At 62.1% G+C, this 25,832-nt stretch carries 28 protein-coding genes; 9 read left to right on the top strand and 19 right to left on the bottom strand.

From position 1 onward, the window contains the following. Position 1: 1 nt before the first annotated feature. Both flgF and MKI86_RS09720 read right to left on the bottom strand, forming a co-directional pair. Positions 2-727 carry a flagellar basal-body rod protein FlgF gene (gene flgF / locus MKI86_RS09725; protein ID WP_241600395.1) on the bottom strand — a complete coding sequence of 242 codons (726 nt, stop codon included), beginning with the start codon at positions 725-727 and terminating at the stop codon, positions 2-4. A gap of 2 nt (positions 728-729) precedes the next feature. Then, positions 730-1,509, bottom strand: a complete 780-nt coding sequence (locus MKI86_RS09720) for a DUF1217 domain-containing protein (protein WP_241600385.1) — start codon at positions 1,507-1,509, stop codon at positions 730-732. Between the two features lie 172 nt (positions 1,510-1,681). On the opposite strand from MKI86_RS09720, the gene motA reads away from it, so the two are divergent. The 6 genes from motA to MKI86_RS09690 all read left to right on the top strand — a co-directional run bounded on the left by motA (position 1,682) and on the right by MKI86_RS09690 (position 6,833). Further along, a complete protein-coding gene (gene motA, locus MKI86_RS09715; RefSeq protein WP_134649673.1) occupies positions 1,682-2,560 on the top strand; it encodes a flagellar motor stator protein MotA in 879 nt (292 codons plus the stop codon). A gap of 3 nt (positions 2,561-2,563) precedes the next feature. After that, positions 2,564-3,508, top strand: coding sequence for a FliM/FliN family flagellar motor switch protein (locus MKI86_RS09710; RefSeq protein WP_241600383.1), 945 nt, complete (start codon positions 2,564-2,566; stop codon positions 3,506-3,508). 62 nt (positions 3,509-3,570) lie between these two features. Beyond that, positions 3,571-4,122: a flagellar motor switch protein FliN gene (fliN, locus tag MKI86_RS09705; RefSeq protein ID WP_241600381.1), complete on the top strand. Its 552-nt coding sequence runs from the start codon at positions 3,571-3,573 to the stop codon at positions 4,120-4,122. 30 nt (positions 4,123-4,152) lie between these two features. Further along, positions 4,153-5,190, top strand: a complete 1,038-nt coding sequence (fliG, locus tag MKI86_RS09700; protein ID WP_241600379.1) for a flagellar motor switch protein FliG — start codon at positions 4,153-4,155, stop codon at positions 5,188-5,190. Between the two features lie 111 nt (positions 5,191-5,301). Continuing rightward, complete coding sequence (flhB, locus tag MKI86_RS09695) at positions 5,302-6,384, top strand: flagellar biosynthesis protein FlhB (protein WP_241600377.1); 1,083 nt, start codon at positions 5,302-5,304, stop codon at positions 6,382-6,384. Between the two features lie 5 nt (positions 6,385-6,389). Then, the gene (locus MKI86_RS09690; protein ID WP_241600366.1) at positions 6,390-6,833 is read left to right on the top strand and encodes a BspJ family T4SS effector nucleomodulin; all 444 of its coding nucleotides are present in this window, start codon (positions 6,390-6,392) and stop codon (positions 6,831-6,833) included. Positions 6,834-6,883: 50 nt separating this feature from the next. Here MKI86_RS09690 and visR read toward each other — a convergent pair whose 3' ends face one another. From visR to MKI86_RS09625, 13 genes are all read right to left on the bottom strand, one after another. Then, on the bottom strand, positions 6,884-7,627 hold the full coding sequence (gene visR / locus MKI86_RS09685; protein WP_241600364.1) for a transcriptional regulator VisR: 744 nt from the start codon (positions 7,625-7,627) through the stop codon (positions 6,884-6,886). Between the two features lie 11 nt (positions 7,628-7,638). Next, positions 7,639-8,382, bottom strand: coding sequence for a transcriptional regulator VisN (visN, locus tag MKI86_RS09680; protein ID WP_241600361.1), 744 nt, complete (start codon positions 8,380-8,382; stop codon positions 7,639-7,641). 579 nt (positions 8,383-8,961) lie between these two features. Beyond that, positions 8,962-10,656: a flagellar basal-body MS-ring/collar protein FliF gene (gene fliF / locus MKI86_RS09675; RefSeq protein ID WP_241600359.1), complete on the bottom strand. Its 1,695-nt coding sequence runs from the start codon at positions 10,654-10,656 to the stop codon at positions 8,962-8,964. A gap of 262 nt (positions 10,657-10,918) precedes the next feature. Continuing rightward, positions 10,919-11,308 (bottom strand): chemotaxis protein CheT, encoded by a 390-nt coding sequence (cheT, locus tag MKI86_RS09670; protein ID WP_241600351.1) that lies wholly within the window; start codon positions 11,306-11,308, stop codon positions 10,919-10,921. 97 nt (positions 11,309-11,405) lie between these two features. Further along, positions 11,406-11,960: a chemoreceptor glutamine deamidase CheD gene (gene cheD, locus MKI86_RS09665; RefSeq protein WP_241600350.1), complete on the bottom strand. Its 555-nt coding sequence runs from the start codon at positions 11,958-11,960 to the stop codon at positions 11,406-11,408. Further along, the gene (locus tag MKI86_RS09660) at positions 11,957-12,346 is read right to left on the bottom strand and encodes a response regulator (protein ID WP_134649663.1); all 390 of its coding nucleotides are present in this window, start codon (positions 12,344-12,346) and stop codon (positions 11,957-11,959) included. Before MKI86_RS09660 ends, cheD begins: the two co-directional genes overlap by 4 nt. Continuing rightward, on the bottom strand, positions 12,333-13,397 hold the full coding sequence (gene cheB / locus MKI86_RS09655) for a protein-glutamate O-methylesterase CheB (RefSeq protein ID WP_241600347.1): 1,065 nt from the start codon (positions 13,395-13,397) through the stop codon (positions 12,333-12,335). The genes MKI86_RS09660 and cheB overlap by 14 nt, the downstream gene beginning before the upstream one ends. Further along, positions 13,394-14,302: a protein-glutamate O-methyltransferase gene (cheR, locus tag MKI86_RS09650; RefSeq protein WP_241600345.1), complete on the bottom strand. Its 909-nt coding sequence runs from the start codon at positions 14,300-14,302 to the stop codon at positions 13,394-13,396. The genes cheB and cheR overlap by 4 nt, the downstream gene beginning before the upstream one ends. Next, on the bottom strand, positions 14,299-14,763 hold the full coding sequence (locus tag MKI86_RS09645) for a chemotaxis protein CheW (protein ID WP_241600343.1): 465 nt from the start codon (positions 14,761-14,763) through the stop codon (positions 14,299-14,301). The genes cheR and MKI86_RS09645 overlap by 4 nt, the downstream gene beginning before the upstream one ends. Before the next feature lie 6 nt (positions 14,764-14,769). Next, complete coding sequence (locus MKI86_RS09640) at positions 14,770-17,043, bottom strand: chemotaxis protein CheA (RefSeq protein ID WP_241600341.1); 2,274 nt, start codon at positions 17,041-17,043, stop codon at positions 14,770-14,772. 25 nt (positions 17,044-17,068) lie between these two features. Beyond that, positions 17,069-17,434 (bottom strand): chemotaxis response regulator CheY1, encoded by a 366-nt coding sequence (cheY1, locus tag MKI86_RS09635; RefSeq protein ID WP_134649658.1) that lies wholly within the window; start codon positions 17,432-17,434, stop codon positions 17,069-17,071. Beyond that, positions 17,431-17,730: an STAS domain-containing protein gene (locus tag MKI86_RS09630; RefSeq protein WP_134649657.1), complete on the bottom strand. Its 300-nt coding sequence runs from the start codon at positions 17,728-17,730 to the stop codon at positions 17,431-17,433. The genes cheY1 and MKI86_RS09630 overlap by 4 nt, the downstream gene beginning before the upstream one ends. A 126-nt stretch (positions 17,731-17,856) precedes the next feature. Further along, on the bottom strand, positions 17,857-19,455 hold the full coding sequence (locus MKI86_RS09625; protein WP_241600724.1) for a globin-coupled sensor protein: 1,599 nt from the start codon (positions 19,453-19,455) through the stop codon (positions 17,857-17,859). A 620-nt stretch (positions 19,456-20,075) separates the two neighbouring features. On the opposite strand from MKI86_RS09625, the gene MKI86_RS09620 reads away from it, so the two are divergent. Further along, positions 20,076-20,330 (top strand): GlsB/YeaQ/YmgE family stress response membrane protein, encoded by a 255-nt coding sequence (locus MKI86_RS09620; RefSeq protein ID WP_241600338.1) that lies wholly within the window; start codon positions 20,076-20,078, stop codon positions 20,328-20,330. Positions 20,331-20,384: 54 nt separating this feature from the next. Here MKI86_RS09620 and MKI86_RS09615 read toward each other — a convergent pair whose 3' ends face one another. Then, on the bottom strand, positions 20,385-21,416 hold the full coding sequence (locus tag MKI86_RS09615) for a hydroxyacid dehydrogenase (protein WP_241600336.1): 1,032 nt from the start codon (positions 21,414-21,416) through the stop codon (positions 20,385-20,387). 54 nt (positions 21,417-21,470) lie between these two features. Beyond that, positions 21,471-21,755 carry a hypothetical protein gene (locus MKI86_RS09610; RefSeq protein WP_241600334.1) on the bottom strand — a complete coding sequence of 95 codons (285 nt, stop codon included), beginning with the start codon at positions 21,753-21,755 and terminating at the stop codon, positions 21,471-21,473. A 113-nt stretch (positions 21,756-21,868) separates the two neighbouring features. Here MKI86_RS09610 and MKI86_RS09605 point away from each other — a divergent pair, with 113 nt between their 5' ends. Then, the gene (locus MKI86_RS09605) at positions 21,869-22,495 is read left to right on the top strand and encodes a ribonuclease D (protein WP_241600332.1); all 627 of its coding nucleotides are present in this window, start codon (positions 21,869-21,871) and stop codon (positions 22,493-22,495) included. 96 nt (positions 22,496-22,591) lie between these two features. After that, the gene (locus tag MKI86_RS09600) at positions 22,592-23,848 is read left to right on the top strand and encodes a hypothetical protein (RefSeq protein WP_241600330.1); all 1,257 of its coding nucleotides are present in this window, start codon (positions 22,592-22,594) and stop codon (positions 23,846-23,848) included. 3 nt (positions 23,849-23,851) lie between these two features. On the opposite strand, the gene MKI86_RS09595 is transcribed toward MKI86_RS09600, so the two are convergent. Together MKI86_RS09595 and MKI86_RS09590 are read right to left on the bottom strand one after the other, a co-directional pair. Next, entirely contained in the window at positions 23,852-24,187 is a 336-nt protein-coding gene (locus MKI86_RS09595; RefSeq protein ID WP_241600328.1) for a DUF6665 family protein, read from the bottom strand. Between the two features lie 56 nt (positions 24,188-24,243). Continuing rightward, complete coding sequence (locus MKI86_RS09590) at positions 24,244-25,626, bottom strand: nicotinate phosphoribosyltransferase (RefSeq protein ID WP_241600326.1); 1,383 nt, start codon at positions 25,624-25,626, stop codon at positions 24,244-24,246. Positions 25,627-25,832: the final 206 nt, after the last annotated feature.

Here is a 25,832-nt window from a genome sequence, read left to right as displayed (position 1 = left end):
TTTACTTGCTGCCCCCGAGTGTGCGGACCGCCTCGTTCATCGAATCCTCGCTACCGCGCATCAGCGCCGCGATGTTTTCGAAGGCGCGCGTGACCTGGATCAGTTGCGTCATCTCGGCGATGGCATTGACGTTCGATTCCTCGACATAGCCCTGCACCACGCCGGCATCGACCCGATCGAGGATCGGCTGGGGCGCCCGCGCCGGGATGATGCCGCTGTTGCCGGCACGCACAAAACCGCCGGACAGGTCGGCCTCGAAAATGCCGAGGGCTGCGACCGGGCGGCCATTCTGGTTGAGCTGACCGTCGGCGCTGAGCGTGATCGGGCCGGCATTGCCGTCGATCTGGATCGGGCCGCCGCCGGCATCGAGCACGGGGTAACCATTCAGCGTGACGAGTTCGCCCGCCTCCGTCAGGGTGAAGCGTCCGTCGCGGGTGAGCGTCGCGCCGGCGGGCGTTTCCACCTGGAACCAGGCATCGCCCTTGATGGCGAAATCCAGCGTGCCGTTGGTTTGCGTCAGGCCGCCGTTGCGGGTCGAAAGGAATTCCTCACCCTGCGAAACGAAGGCAACATCCGCGCTCTTCTGGTCGCTGACGACCTGGTTGAACTTCACTTCGGTAGCCCGGAAACCGACGGTCGTGGAATTCGCGACGTTATCGGCGAGCGTTGCCATACGGCGGTCGAGTGCAATCTGGGACGAAAGCGAGACATAAAGCCCGGTCTGCATGCTCAGCGACCTCCGAGTTTCAGGTTGTTGATGGAAAGGAGAAGATCCGTCGAAATGCCGGTAAGGCTGGACGGCTGGAAGACGGTCAGCGGATCGTAGCTGCCGGTGGGGTTTTCGATCTCCCACATCGCGGTGAACCGCTCGAGGAGCTTGCCGACCTTTGTGGGATCCTTGAGATCGTCGAGATCAAGGATATCCTCGTAATAAGCGGCCTGGCGGTCGACATCGGTCGCGGCGAACTCGGCTGGAAGCTGGAATGCCGTGCGCACGACCTGCGCCAGCGCATCGTCGGCGATGATGGAATAGCCCGAGGCGATGGACGAGGCCATTCGCTCGAAATAGAGCGCGAGCCGCACACCGGTATTGTCCTCGCCGGCGCTGACCTCCAGCGTCTGGCGCATATATTTGTCGGCCATGCCCTTCTGGGCGCGCTCAAAGGTCGTCGCGAGTTCGCCATGGCGGGCGAAGTTCAGCGATTCGGCCAATGCCTTGTAGCGCGTGTCGGAAAGCTGATTGGCGAAGGCGCCCTTGTCGTCGACGCCCTCCGTCAGCACCTTGCGCATGAAGGCCTTGGCATAGGCCATGTCGTCGAGGCCGTGCGCCTTCATGACATAGTTGTAAAGACGGCTGTCGGCGAAAAAGTCGTCGACCGATTTAACGTCGCCGATCTTCGCCAGATAATATTCGGTCTCGCGCTTGACGTCCGGCTGCTCCGACACGCGCGTGAGCGATGTCTGAAGGTCGGAGGAAATCAGCTTGTAGCTCGTATAGGTGGTCGTCACGATGGCCCGCCGATCAAGGTTCACGAGGGCGCGAAGGCCCGTTCTGAACCATGATCCTGCGGGGTTTTGCTTGTGCGAACCTGATCCACGAACCCGCCGCCCGGTACAGCTTCACGCAAGGCTGGAACCGTATTCCCGGAAGGGTCAGAATTGTGTCGGGACACCTGCGCTTATGAACATTGTAATCGGCCTCATCGTCACCATCGGCTGTATCCTGGGCGGCTTCATGGCCATGGGCGGCCATGTCGAAGTGCTCAACCAGCCATTCGAGCTCCTGATCATCGGCGGCGCCGGGGTCGGCGGCTTCATCGTCGCCAACACGATGAAGGTGATCAAGGAAACCGGCAAGGCGCTCGGAGAAGCCTTCAAGCACAAGGTTCCGAAGGAACGCCACTATCTCGATACGCTGGGCGTGCTCTACAGCCTCATGCGGGATCTGCGCACCAAGTCGCGCAACGAGATCGAAGCCCATATCGACAACCCGGCGGAGTCGCCCATCTTCCAGTCCGCGCCGACGGTTCTCGCCAACAAGGAACTGACGGCCTTCATCTGCGATTATGTCCGCCTCATCATCATCGGCAATGCCCGCAGCCACGAGATCGAGGCGCTGATGGACGAGGAAATCCAAACGATCACGCGCGACAAGATGAAGCCCTACCAGGCGCTCTCCACCATGGGCGACGCCTTTCCGGCCATCGGCATCATCGCCGCCGTTCTCGGGGTTATCAAGGCGATGGGCAAGATCAACGAATCCCCCGAAGTGCTCGGCGGCCTCATCGGCTCGGCGCTCGTGGGCACCATGCTCGGCATCTTCCTGTCCTATTCCATCGTCACGCCCATCACCACCAACATCAAGGTGGTGCGCGAAAAGCAGAACCGTCTCTACGTGATCGTCAAGCAGACCCTTCTCGCCTACATGAACGGTTCGGTCCCGCAGGTTGCCCTGGAATATGGCCGCAAGACCATCTCCTCCTACGAGCGCCCGTCCATCGATGCCGTGGAGCAGGAAATGATGAATCCGGGTGGCGGCGGCGATACGAAGGCGGCCTGATCGATGAGCACAGCACCCGTAGCCGCAGCCCCGTCCATGGATCCGATCGTCCTTGCCCGCCTCACCGGCAAGCTCGGCGACCAGGAGACGATCTCCAAGCTTTGCGCCACGCTCGGCGATGTATTCTCCGAATTCCTGCCGGACATGCTGGAAAGCGAGCTCGGGTTCGAGGTGGCCGTGTCCTATGCCGGCTTCGCGACGGGCAAGTACGGCGAGCTGACCGAAGGTCTCGGCGGCGCCATGGCCTTCTGCGACGCATCACTGCGCGACTGGTGCGAGCATTTCACGCTGATATGCGACAGCCCGCTGGTCATCACTCTTGTCGAGAACATGCTCGGCGCTGTCAGCGATTCCATCGAGGACCCGCAGCCCCGGCCGCTTTCCAAGATCGAGCTCGACGTTGCAGCCATGATGTTCGACCGGATCTCCGGCGTCCTGAAAACAGCAGTGTCCAGCGCGACCAGCTTCGAGCCCCTGCTCGGCGCCGCGCACAATGCGGAACTTCGCAAGCCCGTCGAGGACGGCACGCAGAACGAGCATGTCGCCATGGTCAACATGGCGGTCGGCATCGGACCGGTACTCTCGACCTTCCATGTCGTCATTCCGCAGCGCACGCTGCTGAAATCCGTCATCACCGCACCAAAGCCGGCGAATGCCGCAAAGACCCGCGCCGAATGGAGCGAGCAGCTCAGCGAGCAGGTTCGCCGTTCGAAGGTGACGCTAGAGGCGCGCATTCACCTGGAACCCCAGACCCTCGACACAATCAGTCGCCTGCAGCCCGGCGACATCATCCCCTTCAACGAAGCGGGCGACGTGCGCGTCGATGTGAACGCCAACGGGCGCAACCTCTATGTCTGCGAATTCGGGCGATCGGGCGCCCGCTACACGGTTCGCGTCAAGGATACGTACGGCTCGGAGGACGACATCCTCCAGCACATCATCGGATAGTTCGCACCCGGCAATCGGCCGGCGGCTAGCCTCAGGCAAGTTTCGAATGGAATAGTGATCTTATGGCACCGAAGAATACACCCATCGCTGACGACATCACGCCTTCCATCAATGCGGGCGACCATGAGCTGGAACAGGCGATCGACGATCTGCGCGGCGTTCTCCAGCAGGACGCTACGTTCGACGGCGGCGTTCCTGCCACCATCGACGACGATCCGCTGGCGGCCTTTGGCGGTGATTTCGGCGGTGATGCGGCAAGCACCGATTTCGGCGGCACCAGTTTCGGTGGCTCGGATTTTGGCGCCGGCAGCGATTTCTCCGCCGAGGTGAAGGAAGCGCCGCGCCCGGGTAGCGCGATGCAGTCCAACCTCGACCTCATCATGGATATCCCGATCGATCTTCAGATCGTTCTCGGCTCCTCGCAGATGCAGGTCTCAGGCCTCATGAACCTCAGTGAGGGCGCGACGATCGCGCTCGACCGCAGGATCGGCGAGCCCGTCGAGGTGATGGTCAACGGCCGTGTCATCGGCCGCGGCGAAATCACGGTTCTGGAAAACGACGACACCCGTTTCGGGGTGAAGCTTATCGAAGTGAAGAGTACACGCAAAGTCTGATACCCGCTGAAGGGATCAGGGGGACAATCCATGATGGATTTCGAAAATTTCGGCACGTCAACGGCACTTGGTTCGCCGCTGTCGCCGGTGGAAAAAGCCGCAGCGGTGCTGCTTGCCATGGGCAAGGGCGTCGCCGGCAAGCTCCTGAAGTATTTCACCCAAAGTGAACTCCAGGCAATCATTGCCGCCGCACAGAACCTGCGCGCCATTCCCCCGCACGAACTGATCGATCTCGTCAACGAGTTCGAGGACCTGTTCACCGAAGGCGCGGGCCTTATGGACAACGCCAAGATGATGGAAGGCATTCTCGAGGAAGGCCTGACGCCGGACGAGGTGGATGGCCTGCTTGGCCGCCGCGCCGCCTTCCAGGCTTTCGAAACGACGATCTGGGATCGCCTTCAGGATGCCGACCCGATTTTCGTGGCACGTTTCCTGCTCAACGAGCACCCCCAGACCATCGCCTATATCCTGTCGATGATGCCGTCCTCGTTCGGCGCCAAGGTGCTGCTGGAGATCCCGGAAGACCATCGCGCCGACATCATCAACCGAACCGTCAATCTCAAGGACGCAAGCCCCAAGGCGACGGCGATCGTCGAAGCGCGCGTTATCGAGATGATTTCAGCACTGGATGCGGAGCGCAACTCGGTCGGCTCGAACAAGGTCGCCGACCTCATGAACGAACTGGAAAAATCCCAGGTCGACGAAATGCTCGCATCGCTCGAAACGGTCTCGACCGAATCGGTCAAGAAGGTTCGCCCGAAGATCTTCCTCTTCGAGGACGTGCTCTACATGCCGCAACGCAGCCGCGTGTCGCTGTTCAACGACGTATCCGGCGACATCATCACCGCTGCCCTGCGCGGCGCATCGATGGAGCTTCGCGAATCCGTCCTTTCCGCCATCGGCGCACGCCAGCGCCGCATGATCGAATCCGACCTTGCCGCGGGCGACCTGGGGAATCCGCGCGAAGTGGCCATCGCGCGCCGCTCGATCACCCAGGAAGCCATCCGCCTTGCCGCAGCCGGACAAATCCAGTTGAAGGAAAAGGAACAGGAAGCCCAGGCCGCCTGATCCGCCTTGACAGGCTGACCCCGCAAGCCGAGCGTATTTCCGGCCCGAATCTCCCATGGGGGTTCGGGCCGTCTGCTTTTCTGGCAGGCGGATCAAGCCGGAGCGCGCAACGTGGCTGACGACGACGACAAGGACAGCAAAACAGAGCTTCCGACCGAGAAGAAGATTCGCGATGCCATGGAGAAGGGCAATACGCCTTTCTCCCGCGAGGTCACGATCTTCGCTTCGACGCTCGCCATCTACGTCTATCTGGTCTTCTTCCTGCCGGGCGGCGTGGCGCGGATGAACGAGACGCTGCGGGACTTCTTCGAACAGCCGGAAGCCTGGAATCTCAAGTCCGGCACCGATGTCATCGCCATTTTCCGCCATCTCGGCTGGGAAGCGGCGGGCCTTCTGATGCCCATCCTCATCATGATGATGTTCTTCGGCGTTGCGTCCTCGGTCTTCCAGAACCTGCCGAGCCCCGTTCTCGAGCGAGTGCGGCCGCAGATGAACCGGCTGAGCCCGATCAAGGGGCTTACCCGCCTCTTCGGCAAGCAGGGACTTGTCGAATTCGCCAAGTCGCTGATCAAGATCCTGCTCGTGTCGCTGGTCGTCGGCATCATGATGCAGACCAACTACTTCTCTTCTCTCGACACGATGTTCTCCGAGCCGGCCACCCTGCTCTACATGATGGGCACGGACGTCAACAAGGTTCTCCTGATCATCCTCTTTGCGACCGCCATTATTGCCGGCATCGACTTTGCCTGGACGCGCCATCACTGGTTCACCGAGCTGATGATGACGAAACAGGAAGTGAAGGAGGAAATGAAGCAGGCGCAGGGCGACCCGATCGTCAAGGCCCGCATGCGATCCATCCAGCGCGACCGCATCCGCCGGCGCATGATCACCGCTGTCCCGCGCGCCACACTCGTCATCGCCAACCCGACTCACTTCGCCGTTGCGCTGCGATATGTGAGGGAAGAAGGCGAGGCGCCGGTCGTTGTGGCCAAGGGTCAGGACCTCATCGCCCTCAAGATCCGCGAGATTGCGGAGGAGAATGGCATACCCGTTTTCGAAGATCCGCCGCTCGCACGCTCAATGTTTGCGCAAGTCTCGGTGGATAGTGTCATTCCGCCGGTGTTCTACAAAGCAGTGGCGGAGCTGATTCACCGGGTTTATGCAGCTTCGCCCCAGACCAGACGGGTAAATTAAATCCGATGAGAAAATGCACCTATTCCGCAGAACGCGAGAAGATTGTTGCCGAAGCAATCTGCCCGGTCGCCACTGAGCTCAGACTGCTCGATGCTGCCGATCTCGTGTCATTGTTGCGTTTCGAGTGCTACGGGAACCTGGCCGATCTGGTCTCTTCGGCCGCCGAACTCTACTTCCTGCCCGGCACGATCAATTTCGGCGCGGGCGGCGACTATCGTCTTGACTGGGATACGGAGCCGGAAGTGACGCTGGACATGGAAATCCGCCCTCAGGGCGTGACGGTCTATGCGCGCCTGATGCTTCAGAAGGATGTCGCCGGCGTCGAGGTCACGCATGTTGCGTTCACCGATCCGGCCGCCGACCCTGATGACAACACGGCGTTCCTGCGCAGGAGCCTGCAGGAAGCGCGCTACGTGAAGGGCGAAGCGGCGTCTCATCACGCCCACTAAACACCACGGCACTGCCGAGACCATGCGGATGCATGGTCACCTTGGCATCATCAGGTGATGTAGCCGAGCCGAATGGCCTTCGCGATGGCCTGGATGCGGTTGACCGCGTCCAGCTTCGTCGTCGCCGTGCCGAGATAGGCGTTCACCGTGTGCACGGAAAGGCCCATCTTCTCGGCGATCACTTCGGAAATGCAGCCATCACCCGCCATCTGGAGGCAAGCGATCTCGCGTTCGCTCAAGGCTTCCGCGGGCGTGAGCTTCTTCTCGTCAGCCGCCAGCATGTCGATCAGGATCTGGCAGCTCTGCATGTGCAGGTCCACCGTTAGGTCACCGGACGGTGCGATGAAGTTGCCGATGAAGACGACATATCCATTCCCCTGCGCACCGAGCCTGACGGGAAAGGCGATGCCCGACCACGGCAGCACGCCGGCAGGCAGGCGCGTGGTGAAGAGCTCGGCCCCCGCCACAGCGAACTGGTTACCGCCGGCGCCTTCCCAGATGAGGGGCAGCATGGAGGCCTCGAGATGCGCCAGCATCGCCGCATCGTAGGCGCCCAGCAGCTGGTCTGCCTTGCGGTCCACGTCCTGGGCCCAGTTGTGCAGCGCCAGCGTGAACTTGCGTGCGGTGGGCAGGCCCTGGCCCGACAGGCGCAGCACGGCGAAATGCTCTGCGCCCAGCACCGTCTGCATCACCTGAAGGCGGGACACGAAATCGGCTGCTCGCACGGATTTCGGCGGCCGGGCCAGACGGATTTCGGCTTCGGAGATAAGCGGGGCGGAAAGCTGGATTTCCATGACGCTCCTCCTCACACCAGGCTGTGACGAACGGCCCAGGCAATTGCCTCTGACCGTGTCTTCGTCGCCGTCTTGCGCATGACGCTGGTGATGTAGTTGTTGATCGTGTTGCGCGAGATGCCGAGAATCACGGCGATCTCACCGCTCGTCTTGCCCTCCGCGATCCAGTAGAGGCACTCGATCTCCCGATCTGTCAGCTCCATCTCCCGATCCTGCCGGAGGATAGCGCCCTCGCAGCAGACACTCGCGAAATAGCCGGTCATGATACCGACGTCGCGCAACTTGCTCTGGGAAAGAATGAAATGCTCGGGAAAGAGGAGAAGGAGCGACATGCGCACCCGGCCGACATGAAATGCGATGACGCAGTATTCACGGCTGACGCCCATTGGCACCGCCACGTTGTCCGCCAGATGATGGAAGCATGGCTTGAGGAGGGAAAAACACTTCTCCAGCTCGCTCATCCGGGACTGGGAGGCACCCACCGTCCGGGCGATGCCGCGCACCATGTCGAAAGGCCAGTCGGACGCAACGACGACATCAAGGCCTGCTTCGGGCGAGGCGTCGTGCCGAACGAGAAGATAATGCGACGCGCTGACGTAATCGGTTAATGCCTTCAGCCCGGGCGAAAGGCCGGCGGAATCCGCACAGCGCCCAAGTTCCTGAAGAAGAATTTCACGCGCACTCTTACGCTCACCTGATTCGGCGGAGAATCCATAAGATTCCCAGGCCGCTGCATCCGACCGCATCGTTTCCATGATAGCCCCCTGTTCCGATTCAGATTGGAGGGCCCCGCCTCCGGATCGTCACAGGTTCGGAACCGTCCGAATCTGTTTTTCGACCAGGCCGCATCGACGGGAATCACCAAGCGAATCAGTAACTAAAGTGTACATCGACCTCCTTCAAAGACCATGGCCCTCTTCTCGGGATTTACTTTTGCCGCCTTCTGTGAATCGCCAGTGCGCAGGTGATTTGCTTTTATCGAATCCGCATCAAATGTAATGAGCTATCCGGTTAACCGTTTGTTAACCATTCACTATTTTCAGCGTGTCGTCGTCGTTAATATTTCATGGAACTCTAATTTAATGATCGACGGCAACGACGAGACGGCGACAGTCATAGCGTCAGCGGAAAACTTTTTTACGCATTCACGCGTCCGTGAATGATGTCGTCGCAAAAAGGGCGCATTCAGGTAGGAAATCCTGCCGAATAGACGCCAAAGATGTTGCCGTGAAGCAACAGTCAGACGTCAAAAATCACACAAATGCCGGTACGGAAACGCAGAACGCGACCCGCTTGGGGCCGCGCTCTCATTGGCGTTTTCAGGTTATGGGCGGTCAGGCGGCTTCTTTTTCTGCGGACCACTTGCGCAGGATTTTCGCGGCGCGCTCTTCGCTGATCTCGACCATGCGGCTGAGGCGACGTTCCGGGCCTTCCTTGACGCGGCGGTTGAAGGTGCCCTCGCTGTCGTCCCCCGCATTGAGCAGGTCGTCGGTGCTGTCGAAGCCGAAGTCTGCGCCGAAGCCATCCATGAGGGTGGCCCCGGGGCCACCGATACCGGAAGCGGGAGAGAAGTCCGGCAGTTCGAGACCGGCCGCGTCGCTTTCCAGCGCATTGGCTCCAGCACCGCCCCCCGTTACGGAGCGGACCGCCGGGCGCAGGCCGAACCATACGACCAGGAAGGCCACGCCGACGAAGGCAAGTGCATTGATGATGCCGCCGAGATTGCGCGTCAGAACTTCCATGACGCCCGGGCCCGGCACCGCATCGTTCAGCAACTGGTGATCGAGGAATTCCATCGCCGTGATGGTCACGACGTCGCCACGCTCGGTATTGAGGCCTGCCGCCGAGGAGACGATCTTCTGCATGTCTGCGAGATAGGCGTCGATCTTCGCCTGGTCTGCGGGCTCGCCGACCATCGCGGCGATGCGGGCGCGGTTGACGACCACGGCGACGGACAGCTTCTCGACCGCCACGCCATTGCGCACGGTAGCGACCGTCTTGCTGTTGATCTCGTAGTTGGTCTGCTCTTCCTTCTTGTCGGCCTCGTCGCTTGATTGCGGACCGTCGCCATTGCCCTGCGGGCCGCCCTGCGGAATGTTCTGCTCGACGGTCGCGGCCTTGTTGGTGGCCTGCTGGCTGGACTTCTGGCTTTCACGTGTCACGCGGATGGAGCGCTCGACGCGCGATTCCGGATCGTAGACCGTTTCCTGGATCTGCTGGGTATCTGTATTGAGTGCGGCGGTGACGCTGGCGCGGAAATTGTCCATGCCGAGGAAGGGCGCGAGCGCCTTCTCGATATTGCGCTCCATCTCGCTCTGTACCGTCTGGACGGCCGTCAGCGAGCGATTGAGCATGCCTTTTTCCGGGTCGTCGCCGGACGCGAGGAGTTGGCCGGCAGAATCGAGAATCGTCACACCGTCCACTTCGAGGCCCGGAACGGAGGCTGCAACAAGATGGCGGATCGCGGCCGCCGATTCACGGCCGGCCTGCGCGCTGGCGCGGATCATGACGGAAGCGGTGGGAACCTGGTCGGCTTTGCGGAAGTTGCCGCGCTCCGGCATAACGATATGGACGCGGGCTGCGGCGATGCCGCTGATCTGCTGGATGGTGCGGGCGATTTCGCCCTCAAGGGCACGAACGCGTGTCACCTCCTGCATGAAGGAGGTGAGGCCGAGAGAACCGACCTTGTCGAAGAGTTCGTAACCGGAATTGGCACTGCTCGGCAGGCCGCGTTCGGCGAGATAGAGCCGGGCCTTGCCGGTCTGGCCGACGGGAACCGCGATGCTGGCGCCGTCCGTTCCCGTGTTGAAATCAATGCTTGCCTCGGCGAGAGCCATGCTGATCTGGTTCACATCGGACTTTTCCAGACCGACATAAAGCGTCTCGTAAGCGGGCTTGTTCACAAGGATACCGGCGGCGAGCACAAGGCCGATCGAGACCACCGCGGCTCCTGCGAGCATCGCGAGTTTCGCCTGCCCCAGCGACGCCAGGTTCTTGTAGACTTTCGTCAACTGTTCCAACAGATTCATTCTGTTCCCGCACGGACTAGTCGCCTGCCTGCCGGACAACATTCCGGCGCGTTCAGACGCATTTTCAATCACGTGGAACGGGACCGGCATTTCCGCACGCCGGTCTGCCCCATGGAATACGCGGACCTGACTGATCCGAGGTGGAGACTAGACGGCGAAACTTGCGCGAACATGGCGGTGCTGCGCATGCGAAGTGTTTGGACAAATGAAAAACGGCGCCTTTCGGCGCCGTTGCTGTTCGAAATTTCCCGTGTCAGATCAATCAGAAGGCTTCGAAATCCCCGACAGCCTTGCCGAGCGGCTGAGAGTGTCCGTGCCGGTTTCCATTGCTCAGCGCCTTCTGCATATCGGCAAGCTTCACGAGATTGAGAGCCGTCGTGACGTCGACGATCCAGCCGCCGGGTATGCTGCCGGTGATCGTATCGATGAATTCCGCCAGCCCCCGCGTCTTCTGGACCGCAAGGTCGAGGCCCTGCAAAACCATCATACGCTCCGCATTGTCACCGGAGGCCTCGCCATGCACCGCGGCGAGCTGCGGCTCAATGCGCTCGATCAGGTAGGCGACATCGTGCAGCTCGGAAACGATGCGCATGAGGACATCAGGAAGGGCTTCCTCCATGGCGCTCGCTGTCGTCAAATACTCGGCATTCATGAGGGACCCTTCTCCCGTACGACGCCCGGCGGCGCTGTTGCCCCTGCCGGTACGCAATTCACGTAACACTTGCATTTCCTTGCGGCTTCCCTGCCGCTCAGAAGAATTCGATCGAGCTTTCCGCCGGCTTGGCCACGGGCACGGGCCGCTGTTCCAGCGCCACCGTCTTCTGCGTCTCCACGCCCGTCAGCGCATATTGCCGGGCACGGCCCGTCGAAGGCCAGTATTCCAACTTTCGGCCGTATTCGCCACCCGTACTTTCGCCAACGATCTTGATGCCTTCATCCGTCAGGAACTGCCGCGCGAAGAGGGCGTTCTGTTCCCCGACATTCGAGAAGCGCGCGATCGTCCTCGCCCCGCCGAATATCTTCGCTTCCAGCCGATCACGTCTTGCGCCCTGCTTGAGCAGGCCGTTGATCAGCAGCTCCATCAGGTGGACGCCGTAGCGTGTCGCATCGCCGCCCGAGGCGAGCGCCCCGGCGGAGCCCGGCAGCAGGAAGTGATTCATGCCGCCGACACCAATGACCGGGTCACGCATGCAGGCGGCCACGCACGAACCGAGGATGGTGGTCAACACCACATTCGGATCGTTGACGACCTTGTATTCGCCCTGGATAACGTGGACGCGGCGGGCCGCGGCATCTGATATCATTTCAATGCCCCGAACACGGCTTCGATCGCCGCCTTCATCTTTTCGATGGTGAACGGCTTGGCCAGAACGTTGTTCGCACCGAGCGCGGCCGCCTTCTGCACCAGCGCGCGGTCGCCCTGCGCGGTGAGGATGATGAAAGCCGCCTTCTTGGTGGTGGGGTTGGACCGCACTGCCTGAAGGAACTCGATCCCGTCCATCTTCGGCATGTTGAAGTCGGAGATGACGAGATGGTGTGGCTGCTGGGTCATGATTGCCATGCCCTGCGCACCGTCGCCGGCCGCCGTGATCTGCTTGAAGCCGAGCTGCTGCAGGGCATCGCCCAGAAGCAGACGGCTGGTCACCTGATCATCGACGATCAGTACTTTTATTTTTTCAGCGAGAGACATTGTTCGCTTCCTTCTCTATGGCGGCAGTGATCTTCAGGATTTCCTCGCCGATGGAGGAGAGTGGAAATTGGTGTTCCACGGCGCCCAGCTCGAAAGCGACCCTGGGCATTCCATAAACCACGCAGGTTTTCTCATTCTGGCCGATGGTCCGCGCCCCGGCGTGGCGCATCTTCAAAAGTCCCGCCGCGCCGTCCCGGCCCATGCCGGTGAGAATGGCGCCGACAGCGTTGCGGCCGGCGAGTTCCGCAACGGAATCGAACAGCACATCCACCGACGGACGGTGGCCATTGACGGGATCGCGGTCCACCAGGCGGCAACAGGGTGCATGCGGATTGACGACCTGCAGGTGACGCTCGCCACCGGGCGCGAGGTAGATCTTCCCGATTTCCAGCCGCGCACCATCCGTCGCTTCCTGCACGACGGGCGCGCAGAGCCTGTTCAGGCGGTCCGCGAAACTCTTGGTGAAGGTCGATGGCATGTGCTGGGTGATCACGGTCGGCGGGCAGTTCACCGGAAACTTCTGCAAAACCGTGATCAGCGCCTCGACGCCGCCCGTCGACGCACCGATGGCGATGATCTTGCGCCCGGGCCGATAGGTGCTCAGGGCCGCATTCGCCGCGACCGGCGCCACCGGCGGCGGATCGGTACGCAGACGGCGCTGAGAACGGGCCGCGGCCTTCACCTTCTCGGCGAGGTCACCGAAGGGACGAACCTCGCCCGGCTGCGGCTTGCCGACACAATCGAACGCGCCGATCTCCAGCGCCATCAACGAGGCTTCGGCGCCGCGATGGGTCAGGGTAGAGACCATGATCACCGGCATGGGGCGAAGCTTCATGATCTTGTCGAGAAACTCCAGCCCGTTCATGTTCGGCATCTCGATGTCGAGTGTCACGACATCGGGATCGAGCTGCTTGATCGCGTTGCGGGCTTCCATCGCATCGCTGGCCTGGCCGATGACGGTGACGTCGGGATCGGCATTGAGCACGGCCGTGATCAGGCCGCGCATGGTCGGTGAATCGTCGACGACAAGTACGCGTGCGGGTGCCGTCATGCGCCCCTCCCCCTGTTCTTGCCCGTGTATCGGTAGGTCGTGATGCCGATATTGTCGAACTGGCCCTTCGCGTCGCCCGAAACGCGCTCGGAATGACCGATGTAGAGGTGGCCGTTGTCGGCGAGCATATCGGCGAAACGGGACCAGATCCGCACCTGCGTCGGCTCGTCGAAATATATGACGACGTTGCGGCAGAAGATCACGTCGAATGGCCCCTTGAACGGCCACTGGGCCATCAGGTTCAGTTCGTTGAACGTGATGAGGCGCTTCACACGGTCGTCGATCTGCCATTTCTGGCGGCCGGCGACCTCGGTCTCGCGGAAAAACTGCTTGCGCATCGCGGGCTCGATGGTTTCAAGAGCCGTCGCGTCATAGGCGCCGGCGCGGGCGATCGCCAGGATCTTCGGGTCGATATCGGTTGCCAGGATGCGGAAATCGTAATCCGCCGCATTCGGCATCAGCGAAAGAACCGTGAGTGCGATCGAATAGGGCTCCTGCCCGTCCGAGCAGGCCGCCGACCAGATGCGCACGCGGCCACCGTTACGGGCACGGGCAAGAAGCTCCGGCAGCACATCGCTGCGAAGATGCTCGAAATGATGGTTCTCGCGGAAGAAACGGGTGAAGTTCGTCGTCAGATGCGACAGCATCTCCTTGCGCGGCCCGGCGCCCTCCGGAGAGGACACAAGCGCGCAATACTCCCTGAATCCCTTGAGGCCGAGCTGGCGGATATGCTTCGACAGGCGCGAATAGACGAGCGAGGCCTTCGTCTCGTTGAGATAGATGCCGGCATCCGCATAGATCATCGCGGCGATCTCTGAGAGGTCGCGACGCGTCAGCGGGTACTCGCCGCTTGCGAGACATTCGTCCGGAGATTGTCTTGTATCGATGGCCGGAGAATAGGTCATGCGGCTTCACTTTCGATATGCGGGAATAGGACGCCTAGATCGATGAGGCAGATCATGCGGCCTTCGATCGCGAGAATGCCGCGCGCGTAGGCCTTCTCCGTCTCGTTCGCAATGTCGGGCGTGGGCTGGATGTTTTCGTCCGTAATGGTCAGGATGTCCGAGACCGCATCGACGAGCAGCCCCACCGTCGCCGGACCGACCTGCGCGACGATGATGACATGGCGAACGGTCGGCTCTGTGCGCTTCATGCCGAGACGCTGCGACATGTCGATGATGGGCAGCACCGCGCCACGAAGGTTGATTACGCCAAGCACATGCGGCGGCGCGTGCGGCATCCGCGTCGCCGGGGTCCATCCACGGATTTCCCGCACCGACATGATGTTCACGCAGAATTCCTGGTCGCCGATCCTAAAGGCGATCAGTTCATGCCCGTCGATGAGATTCTTGACCGCGTACGTCATGGCTTCTTAACCGGTGGCAGCAAGCGAGATGTCTTGGCGCAGGGGCTGGCCGCGCGAAGCGGCGACAACGGCGTCGACATCCAGGATGAGCGCCACGCGCCCGTCGCCCAGGATGGTCGCTGCGGCGATGCCCGGAACGTGGGTGTAGTTGGCCTCCAGGCTCTTGATGACGACCTGACGCTGCCCCTGGATCGCATCGACCATGAGGGCGCGCTGGCCGCCGCCTTCCGATTCCACGAGCAGGGCGACACCCTCGATCGGGTTGGCCTGCGTGGCGCGGAAGTTGAGGATCCGCCCGACATCCACCAGCGGGCAGAACGAATTGCGGATCGAGATGAGCCGCTGCGAGGCGCCGAACGAATGAATGGCGGAGGCTTCCGGCTGCAGCGTCTCGACGATGGCCGTCAGTGGAACGACCAGCGTCTGGCCGGCCACCGTAACCACCATGCCATCAAGCACGGCGAGCGTCAGCGGCAGGCTCATGGTGAAGACCGAACCCTGGCCGGGCTTGGACGAGATGGAAATGCGGCCGCCGAGCGCTTGGATCGAGCGCTTGACCACGTCCATGCCGACGCCGCGGCCCGAGAGGTCCGACACCTTGTCGGCGGTGGAAAAGCCGGCGTGGAAGATCAGGTTGTCGATTTCCTCGTCGGACAGGTTCGCATCGGCCGCGATCAGGTCGTTGTCGATCGCCTTCTGGCGCACCTTCTCGCGGTTGATGCCAGCGCCGTCGTCGGCAAGTTCAATGACGATGCGGCCCGAGCGGTGCTTTGCGGTCAGGCGGACCGTGCCTTCGGGGTTCTTGCCGAGCGCCTCGCGCTTCTCCGGCATTTCCAGGCCATGGTCGACCGCGTTGCGGATCATGTGCGTCAGCGGCTCGGCGAGCTTGTCGATGACGGTCTTGTCGACTTCGGTGTTCTCGCCCTCGGTGATGAGGCGGACGGACTTGCCGGTGATATCGGCGATTTCGCGCACGGTGCGGGCCATGCGCTGGAAGACCGGCTTTACCGGCTGCGCACGGATCGCCATCACCGAATCCTGGATCTCGCGGGTGAGCTGCTGCAGCTCCTCGAGGCCCATATTGATGGATGTGACGCCGTTGTTGTCATTCTCGACGACGCTCTGCGAAAGCATGGCCTGGTTGATCACCAGCTCGCCGACGAGGTTGATCAGGCGATCGACGCGATCGAGGTCAACGCGGATGGTCTGACCGGCAGCGGATGCCTGGCTTGCCTGCGCGGCCGTAGCAGCTGCGGCTGCCTTGGCGTTCTCTGCGGCGCGGCTGGCGACCTGCGCGACCTTGCTGGCGGTGTCGGCAGCGGCGATGGCAGCCGTCGCGTCGCTTTCGCTTACAACCGGTTCTTCGTCGCCGCTCACGGCCGGGCCGTCCTCAAGCAACGAGAGATCGAAAGGAACGGCCTGCATGGGCGGCTCGTCATCGTCAGCCGCCTCACCCGTGACTTCTTCCTCGATGGTGCGGACGTCGAGCTCGCAATCCCATTCGGCAAATTCGAAGACGGAGCGCACGCCGTCCTCGCCCTTGTCGGTGGTGACGGACATTTTCCAGGAGAAATAGGCTTCCTCCGGGTTCATCTTGTCCAGCGGCGGCAACCTGTCCATGTCGCAATAGACGCTCATCTCGCCGAGGCGGGAGAGATCGCGCAGCAAAAGGACAGCTTCGTTGCCCTTGGCATACAGTTCCCGATTGGGCCTGAAAACGATCTGGCAGGTCGGGACGTATTTCGCAGCCGGCTCCTCGTCGAAATCGCCGAAGGAGAACGGGATTGGCTGGAAGCCCTCGTCATTGACTTCGGGCTTTGCAACGACGGGTGCCGGTTCGGCCGGCTTGGGCGCGGCAGCGACCGGCTTCGGTGCCGCAGGTTCTGCGGCATGCGTCTCGCCATGGGCGAGCGCCTCCAGTTCACGGATGAGCGTGCGGCTGCGCGCTTCATCGACACTGCCGCCGTCACGGGCGGCATTTGTCAGGTCCGCCAGCACGTCGGCGGATTTCAGCATGACCTTCAGGACATCCTGGGTCGGTTCCAGCTTATTGGATCGAACGCAATCCAGTGTCGTCTCGAACACATGGGCAAACGAGACGAGATCGTCGAGGCCGAAGGCGCCCGCGCCGCCCTTGATCGAATGGACCGCGCGGAAAACGGCGTTGACCGTTTCGGGATCGCGGTCACCGTCATTCAGCTTCAAAAGCCCGGATTCCAATTCCGCGAGTTGCTCTTCGCACTCCTGGAAGAAGATCTCTTTGATTTCGTTCATATCCATCGGCAGGAATCCCGGACTTCGTGAATTAGGCGGTTACGCGCTCGATTGCATCGATCAGCTTGGTCGGGTCGAACGGCTTGACGATCCAGCCCGTAGCGCCGGCCTGGCGTGCGCGGTTCTTCTTCTCCGCATCGCTTTCCGTCGTCAGGACGAGGATCGGGATCGCGCGGAACTTCTCGTTGCGGCGAACGCCCTCGATGAAGCCGAAGCCATCGAGGCGCGGCATGTTGATGTCGGTCACGATGACATCGGGATTGGAGGTCTCCAGAACCTCAAGGCCCTCGACACCGTCTTCGGCCTGGATGGTCTCGAAGCCCGCATTGTTGAGCGTAACGAGAAGCATGTTCCGGATTGTCCGGGAATCATCCACGGTCAGCACTTTCTTCTTCATTGCCTAGCCTCCTGTGCCAGCAAGTGATCAATATTCACGCCGATAAGCTGCATGGTTTTCATGAACGGCTCGGACACCTTGGCGAAGGTGAACGGCTGCTTGTCTTCTTCCCAGCTCTTCGCGCCGGCCATGAGGACCTGCGCGCAGAGCGCACCGACGCGCTCGACCGCCGAAGCGTCGATAACGAGGGGGCCGCCCTTGAGGCCCATGAGCTGCGCATGCAGCGCCGTCGCCTCGTTGAGATCGAGGACCGGGGCAAGGCTTAGACTTTTCTGAGCGGCTTTCTTGCTCGCCATTAGGGTGTTCCTTGTCTGCGTCTGAGCGAAACCGAGATTGTGTTGCGCGGTGCGGGCGGCTGATTTTCCTCCGAGGACCGGCTGCGCGCCGTGGAGAACCAGTGACGGGGACGCCTGCTCGTCATCTCAACCTCCATGGCCGACAGCCCGCGCCGTCAGCAGGTCGAGCGGTGCGGCTGGTGCCTGGATATCCCTCGCAACGGGGCGCGATGCCATGGTCGCCGAACGTTCAGCGCGCTCCTCGCGGGGCGCTGCGACACGGAAAGCGCGGATCGTGCGACCGAGTTCGAGGATGACCGTGTTGAGGTCGCCGCCCATGGCGCCGACGCGGCCAGCGTCACCGGCGTCGGTTTCGAGCGCACGGCCTGCACGATCAATGCCGGCGGCCACACCTTCCAGCCCCTCGGCGTCGACCGCGCTTTCGCGCACGATCCCGGTAATCGCCGCATTGATGCCCTCGACCTGGCGAACGATGCTGCCGATGGCATCCTGGGTGCGGTGGACGTGCTCCACGCCCGCCTCGACCTGCGCCTTCGTGCCCGTCACCAGGTGCTTGATCTCGCGCGCGGCGTCGGCGGAGCGCTGGGCGAGCGCGCGCACTTCCTGCGCCACCACGGCAAAGCCGCGGCCGCTGTCTCCGGCACGCGCGGCCTCGATGCCGGCATTGAGGGCGAGAAGGTTAGTCTGGAAGGCGATCTCATCGATCACGCCGATGATCTGGCCGATCTTCTCGGCAGACGCCTCGATATCGGCCATGGCAGACATGGCCTCGCCGACGATGCTGCCGCTCTGGGTGACCGAATCCTGCGTCGCCAGCGCCGCGGACTGCGCCTTGCGGGTTTCGGCAAGCGTCTGGCGGACGCGTTCGACGATGCTGCCAAGCGCGTTTGCCGTCTCCAGCAAAGTGGCCGACTGCTCGCCCGAGCGGATGGAAAGCGCATGTGCGCCGCTGGCAAGCGTGCCGACAAGACGATCACCCTCAGCGGCGCGATCGGCGGCCGAGGAAAGATGTGCTTGGATTTCGCCGAGGGCTCCGTTCAGCGTCTCCGCCATGTCGCGCCAGGCGTCGGGCATCTCACCCGTAACACGGCCCGAAAAATCCAGTTCCGACAGGCCACGGATCGTATCACCGAAGACCCGGTCGAGTTCGGCGCGGTCTTCGCGGCGCTGCTCGGCGAGTGCCTTGTGGTGGGAATGGCGCAATTCGTTGAAGCGCAGTGAGACACCGATTTCGGCATCGATCATCGCGGTGCGCAGGAAGGCCGAAACGAGCTCGGAGAGTTCCTTGCGGCGGGCCTTACCGGCGCCGGGCAGGATGGACTTCGGCCAGTATTGCTCGATCAGGCCGTTGACGACCGTCTCCATGACGACCGCATGACCGGCGATGCGCCAGCGCGGGTCGAGGCCCATCTGGCTTTCGGTGTCGGAGAGAACCTTGACCCGCTCGGCATAGAGCCCATCGAAGCGCGCGTCGGTCAGCACGTTCCAGTGCGCGCTCTGCAGGTCGTGAAGGCGATCGATCTGGCGCTCGCTCTGGAAATGCCTGGCGGCATCGGGGAATGTCTGGAAACGCTGGAAGAGGTCGCGGAGCGCGGTTTCGACGTGGCGCTCGAGCGTCTGGCGGTGGCGACGCAGCGTGTCGCCATGGTCGGTTTCCATCCCGGCAAAGCGCAAACGGTCGCGCAGGCTGGCTGCCTGTCCCGTTCGAGCCTGTTCTGCCGGCATTTCCTGCACCAATCCGCTCCAAACCAACAATGCCCGGCTGCCGTTTCGGGCGGCCGTCTGAACTTTCACATGGGGAGAAGGCCGGCCCGCGGGCCTTGGCCACACGGCGGCGTGCTACCGGAATCCGGCGCACGAGCATGCCGCTCGTCGATCCATGATCAAATTCGGTGAAACTCGAATACCGGCTCAGACCCGGTACGACGGTTCGGCATCATGCCTGGGTGAGAAAAGGCGATTTTTCCCATTCCGACGTGTAGAGCCATGTTTATGGTTAATTCCTTGCCTGAAGGTTAATAGTTCATTGGCATCTTCTGGCTTTGCTAAAATTAACATGGCTTTATGCGACGCCAGCCCCGCACAAGCCCGCGCGCATACAGAAAGTCCTCAACTGGCAATGATGTCAGAAGGAACGGGCAATGATTGTTCTGGGGCTGGGCGCCACTCTGATCGCAGCAACCACGCTTGCGGCAGTCTATCTTCTGATCGATATCGACGCGACCCGCGCGCCTGGGAAAGTACGGGTTTTCTGAGCGTCGATATTCTGCTGCGAGCCCTTGCTTTCCTTGTGGAGGCTGCCAGATTCAGTCCCGACAGACTTCAACTGTCATAGGGAGCACATCATGGGCATCGAAAGCATTCTCGTTTTTCTCATCGTCGGCGCCATCGCCGGCTGGCTCGCAGGCCTTATCGTGTCGGGCTTCGGCTTTGGCCTAGTCGGTAATATCGTCGTCGGCATCGTCGGCGCCTTCATCGCCGGCTTCCTCTTTCCTGCCATCGGCGTCAGCCTCGGCAGCGGCATTCTCGCCGCCATCCTCCACGCAACGATCGGTGCGGTAGTGCTGCTCGTGCTGATCAAGGTGATCAAGCGGGCCTGATTCCGCCATCCGAGACAGGAAGGCCGTGGCGGGAGACCGCCACGGCCTTTTGCATCAGTTGACGCTCACCGGTTTGGAGCGCATGCGCGATACGGTTTCGCGCTCGGCACGCTTGCAGCGCATCGGCGGCAGGCCGCGATCCATCAGCGCCATGTCCTCCAGCACCATGTCGCCCATCTTCTTGAAGGCAACGTCGAGCGCGCCGGCCCGGTGGGCGGAGCGCACGAAACCCTTGAGACGGCGTACCGGATGGTCGAGCGGCAAGGGCTCCTCGGGATAAACATCGCTTGCCGCCACGATATGCCCGGAACCGACGGCATTCATCAGCGCCGGGAAGTCCACCACATCCGCCCGGCTGAGCAGGATGAAGGCTGCGCCCCTGCGCATCGAGGCAAAAGCATCCGCGCCCAGAAAACCCTTGTTGTCGCTGGTCACCGACGCGACGACGAAGACAAAGTCGCTCATGGTGAGGACGTCCGAAAGCGATGCCGGCTCGGTGCCCGCTTCCCTGAGCAAGGACGGCGGTAGCCAGGGATCGAACACGCGGATCCTGGCGCGGAAGCCGGAAAGCACGCGGTTCAGCGCACGCCCGAGATCGCCGAAACCGACGATGCCGATCTCCGAGCCCGACAGAAGACGGGCCGAAGCGTTGCCCTCCCCGCCCCACAGTTCACGGCCCTCACGGAAATCCAGATCGGCATCGATTACGCCGCGCCCAAGGTTCAGCGCCATGGCAAGACCGAGCTCGGCGACCGGCTCGGCAAAGACCTGCCCCGTCGTCACGACATGGATACCGCGCGCGAACAGAACCTCGTAGGGCATGTTGTTGATGAGATTGCTCTCGACATTGAGGATCGCGCGCAGTGCCGGCATGCGTGCCAGCGTCTCGGCCGACAGCGGCGGCTGGCCGACGATATAGCGTGCCTGTGCGAGCACATCGTCGCCGAGCCCGGCAATATGATCGGGATCGGCCTCCACGACACGGTAGGTTCGATGCAGTTCGGCGCGCGCTGCAGGTGTGAAGATAAGGTCAAGCGTGCGCGGCTCGGGCGCGCTGATCACCAATGGCAGGCTGTTGTCGGTCATGATTCCTCCGGATCGTTCCAACCGAGTGGTAGCACGAGAACCGGAGAGCGGCGACTAGTAGCCGAGGCCGCGCAGCGCACGGATGCTGGATGGCGGCAGCGCCGTGCTGGTCGACGAAATGCCGTTCTTTTCACAGACATAAACGTCCCGCGGCAGCCAGCGATTGCTACCGCTGGACGGCACATCGACCTGCTGCTCGCAGACCACCGGAGACTTTCCGCTATAGGCTTGCGTCGCGTCGCTCGCGACGACCCCGGGGAGGTCCTTGAAAACCTGCGCCTGAACTGCCGGCACGGGTGCCAGGATGGAAACAAGAAGGAGAGCGGCACGTATCTTCATCGTCTTCCCGGCAAAGCCGGCCTTTCGCAATCCATAAAGTAATACCGCCGGCCGGCAACTTGCGCTATAGGCCTGCGGATTATCCGACAGCTAAGACATAGATGGGATTTTTCATGGCAAGTACAATCCGGTATCATGAAGGCGACATTTCGGCGGCAGACGCCGCGCGCTATACCGGCGCCATCGCCATCGATACGGAGACGCTCGGCCTCATCCCGCGCCGTGACCGTCTTTGCGTCGTGCAGCTTTCTCCCGGCGACGGTACGGCCGATGTCATCCGCATCGCCGCCGGCCAGAAGGATGCGCCCAACCTCGTCGCCATGCTGGCCGATCCGTCCCGCCAGAAGATCTTCCACTATGGCCGCTTCGACATCGCGGTGCTGTTCCACACGTTCGGCGTAACCACCACACCTGTCTTCTGCACCAAGATCGCCTCGCGCCTGACGCGGACCTATACGGACCGTCACGGCCTGAAGGACAATCTCAAGGAAATGCTCGATGTCGACATTTCCAAGCAGCAGCAGTCTTCAGACTGGGCTGCGGAGACGCTCTCGCCCGCGCAGCTCGAATATGCCGCCTCGGATGTGCTGCATCTCCATGCGTTGCGTGACAAGCTGAATGCCCGTCTCGTGCGTGACGGGCGGCTTGCCCATGCCGAGGCCTGCTTCACCTTCCTGCCCACCCGCGCCAAGCTGGATCTGCTCGGCTGGGAAGAGACCGACATTTTCGCGCATAGCTGAGCCCTTTCGGCGGGCAAAAGCCTGCGGAATCAGGCGCTGCAGGCTTAACGGCTGGTTAACGAGGCCGGTCTATCCTCCAGGAGACTGGAGGCTGACATGTTGACACCGTTGCAGAGCGCGCATGCAGGCGCCGCCGTATCGGCCATGCAATCGATCGCCGATACGCTCGAGGAGCGTCGGCGCGAGGAAGCCGAGAAGGCGAGCGGGCGCAAGGATGACGACGTCCTGAAACGCCAGCAGGCGCAAGTCGGCTCCGACGATACGGCGCGACAGGCCAATACGCGCATCAACGAGCACTTCTTCGGCAGCAATGCCCGTGGCCAGGATACGCTCGCCAAGCTCGTCTCCCGCTTCAGCGCCATGCTGGGCATCAGCCAGGGCGACAGCGAGACGGGCCGGCAATTCGCCCAGCGCCTCAGCGACCAGCTGGCCCTGATCGGAAACATTTCTCTTCCGGCCAAGGGCAGCAACCAGAATGTAACGCTCACCGCCCTCGGCACGAGCCTGTCGGCCGTGCAACTGGCGATGAAGGGAAATGCGGACGATACTGCCGCAAACCTCGTCGCCCGCCTCGCGGCTGCAGCGGGTGTTTCGCAGGGCGACGATGAGCCGGATGCAGATTTCGAGCAGCGCCTCTCCAACCTCCTGACGCGCCAGCGCGGCGAGCTGCCGGAGACCGTTTCGTCGCTCGAGCAGAAGAGCGGCCTCGATGACCTCGGCCTCAAGGCCACCGATCTCATCGCCGCCATCCGTAACCCCTACGGCACCGAAGCCCAGCGCGTGAAGGATGCACTTGCGCAAAAGGCGCAGGATGAGAAGTCCCTTACGCCCGAGATGCGCAAAGTTCTCGCGCGTCTGGAGGACACCGCCGACCCAAAGTCCATCGAGGAGCTGAAATTCGAACGGGTGCGGCCCGACACGACCCGTGTCGAGGATGCGGAGGTCCGCAAGGAGCGGGAAGAGACCATCCGCTCGCTGGAAGCCGGCGAAAAGCTCGACGATGTCAGAGACCTTCAGGACGCCATCGGTCGCGCCCAAGCGGATGCGACGAAACCGACCTCCGAGACGAAGAAGCCGGGCAGCGCGGCGGCAGACGCCCTCGACACGATCCAGCTTCTGGCCGCCGGTGCGCAGGCGAACGACGGAGCTGAAAAGGCGGCGGCGCCCTCGAACGCCTCCTCTTCGGAGCGCACAGGCGACCAGGTCGATACGACGGAAGACGCGGTACGAAACCTTGATGCCGCCGGCAACGTTGAGAAAGCCGAACGGGAAGACGCCAAAAAGGAAATCTTCGCACTGCGCGTCGACGACAACGGCATTTACGACCTGATCACGCGCCAGTTGGTTGCCTGAGGCTCAAGCCTTCTTCCGCACGATTCCCAGCCGGGCGATGACCTCCGGTGGGATACCGTAGCGACGGATCGCATCCTTCTGGCTGCGCAGGCCGCACATTTCCCGCTGAATGAAGAACGCCCAGACCTTGTCGGCGGCATCGTCGAGCAGAACCTCACGCTCTTCCGCCGGGCATCCGGCGGCGAGACGCCCGGAAAGCAGCGCCAGCGCCTTCTCGACTTTCAGCCCGTGCCGGCCAAGCGAATCCGCCCGTTCCGACATCATCTCGTATTCAAGGATATTGAGGCCCGTTTCCTTGGTGAAGGAAGGGGCAAGTGCCTGCGGCGGACGAACCGTCATCTTGTATCTCCCGTCATGGGGAAAAGATGGAGCGGCTGTCGCCTGGATGCAAGGGATCAGACGGCGCGGGCGCGAACCTCATCAAAGGTCCAGTCCCGCAGGAGTTCGCCGTCACGCCACACCGGCTGAAGCATGTTGGGACGGCCGGCGAGCTGATCGACGCGCGCGGCTTCCAGCCCGATATAGCTTTCCACCACCGCTTGCCGGCCCGCCTTCGAGGCCTTGAGGTTCATGGTTGCCGGGCGCTTGTAGACATCGTGCCAGACGCCGGCGGTATCCTGCCGGGCATTGGCCTTCATGGCGAAGGAATAGGTGTCGCGGTTCACGCGCTGGAGCAGCCCCGCCCCCATGCCGAACGCGATGTTCTCGGCCGAGAAGCCGAAGGCCTCCAGCCGACCGAGGATGAGCGCGATATCGGGCGACGAAATGCCGTCGCCCTGGATGACGCGCACGCTGTTGTCGAGGACCTTGTAGCCCTTGCCGTTCAGATGCGTGCCGAAGGCATAGGCAAGCTGGCGCACCACCTGCACGGGCGTTTCCACTGGATCGCCGCTGTCGGGACGCACGACGAGCGTGCCGCCGGCGGTCTGCACCCGCTCCTTCAACTGCTTGCCCCAGATCTCCGCAACGGCATTGTTGATGTCGTAGCTGTCGGAGACCACGGCATAGAGGCCCTTGGCGCCGAACTTGTCGATCATGTTGGCGTAGGCATCCGCCTCGCGGTCCTGGCCCCAGGAGGTCATGGTGGAATGTTCCGAGGCGGGAATGGAAAAACCCGCCATCTGGGCACCATAATAACGGCGCGCATAGAGAACGCCGGTCACCGTATCCGTGCCCATGAAGTTCACGAGATGCGCGGCACCGCCAATGCCGGCCTGCTCAAGGCTCGTCGTGCCACGCGCACCGAAATCGTGCAGGCGGAAAGGCAGGACGGAATCGGGATCGTCGCAGGTCTTTTCCAAGATTGGCCGGATGATCTGCTTCACCTTGCGGGAGTTCGAGGCGACCGTGCTAGGATACCAGATGGCGCGCAGCAGCGCGGTCTCGATATAGGATGTCAGCCAGTGGCAGACGGGATCGGTGTTCACCACCTGCACGACGGGCACGCCGCGGCGAACCATGGTGCCCTCCGGCAGCGCCTCGATCAGTAGCGGCAGGTAGCCGCCATGGCGGTTGACGATATGGGTCCAGCCCTCGCGATTGAACGGCAGGCCGTGCGCGAGGACGATTTCCTCGGCCTCGTTCACATCCTGCATCGTCACCGGTTTGGCGAGATACTCCTTCAGGAACATCTGCAGGCCGAAGAACACCACTTCCGCATTGTCCGAATGACCGCGGGCCTCGACATAGGAGGAGATCGCGCGCGTTTCCGGCGGATATTGCAGGTAATGGCTAAGCTTGTAGCTGTCGGTATTGAGGATGAGGTTGGTGAGGTTCATCGAAAGGTCTCCGCCGCATCCGCAGCTCCAGCCTGCAAGTGCCGCGAAGATTTACGCGAGCCGAGCATAAGGGGCAAGACCCGTTTCGGACTGCACGGGAGGAAGCGTTTTGACGTTCGTTAGCGTTTCATTAACCACGAACTGTCAAATGTAAGAATCACAGGTTGTTCGGAGTACCGGGGTTTCCCGTCCGGCCCAGTCAGCGG

Source organism: Shinella sedimenti (genome assembly GCF_022601905.1).
In the GTDB taxonomy this organism is placed as follows: domain Bacteria; phylum Pseudomonadota; class Alphaproteobacteria; order Rhizobiales; family Rhizobiaceae; genus Shinella; species Shinella sedimenti.
The sequence above is the reverse complement of the archived record's forward strand: the minus strand, read 5'-3'. Positions and strand labels throughout refer to the sequence as shown.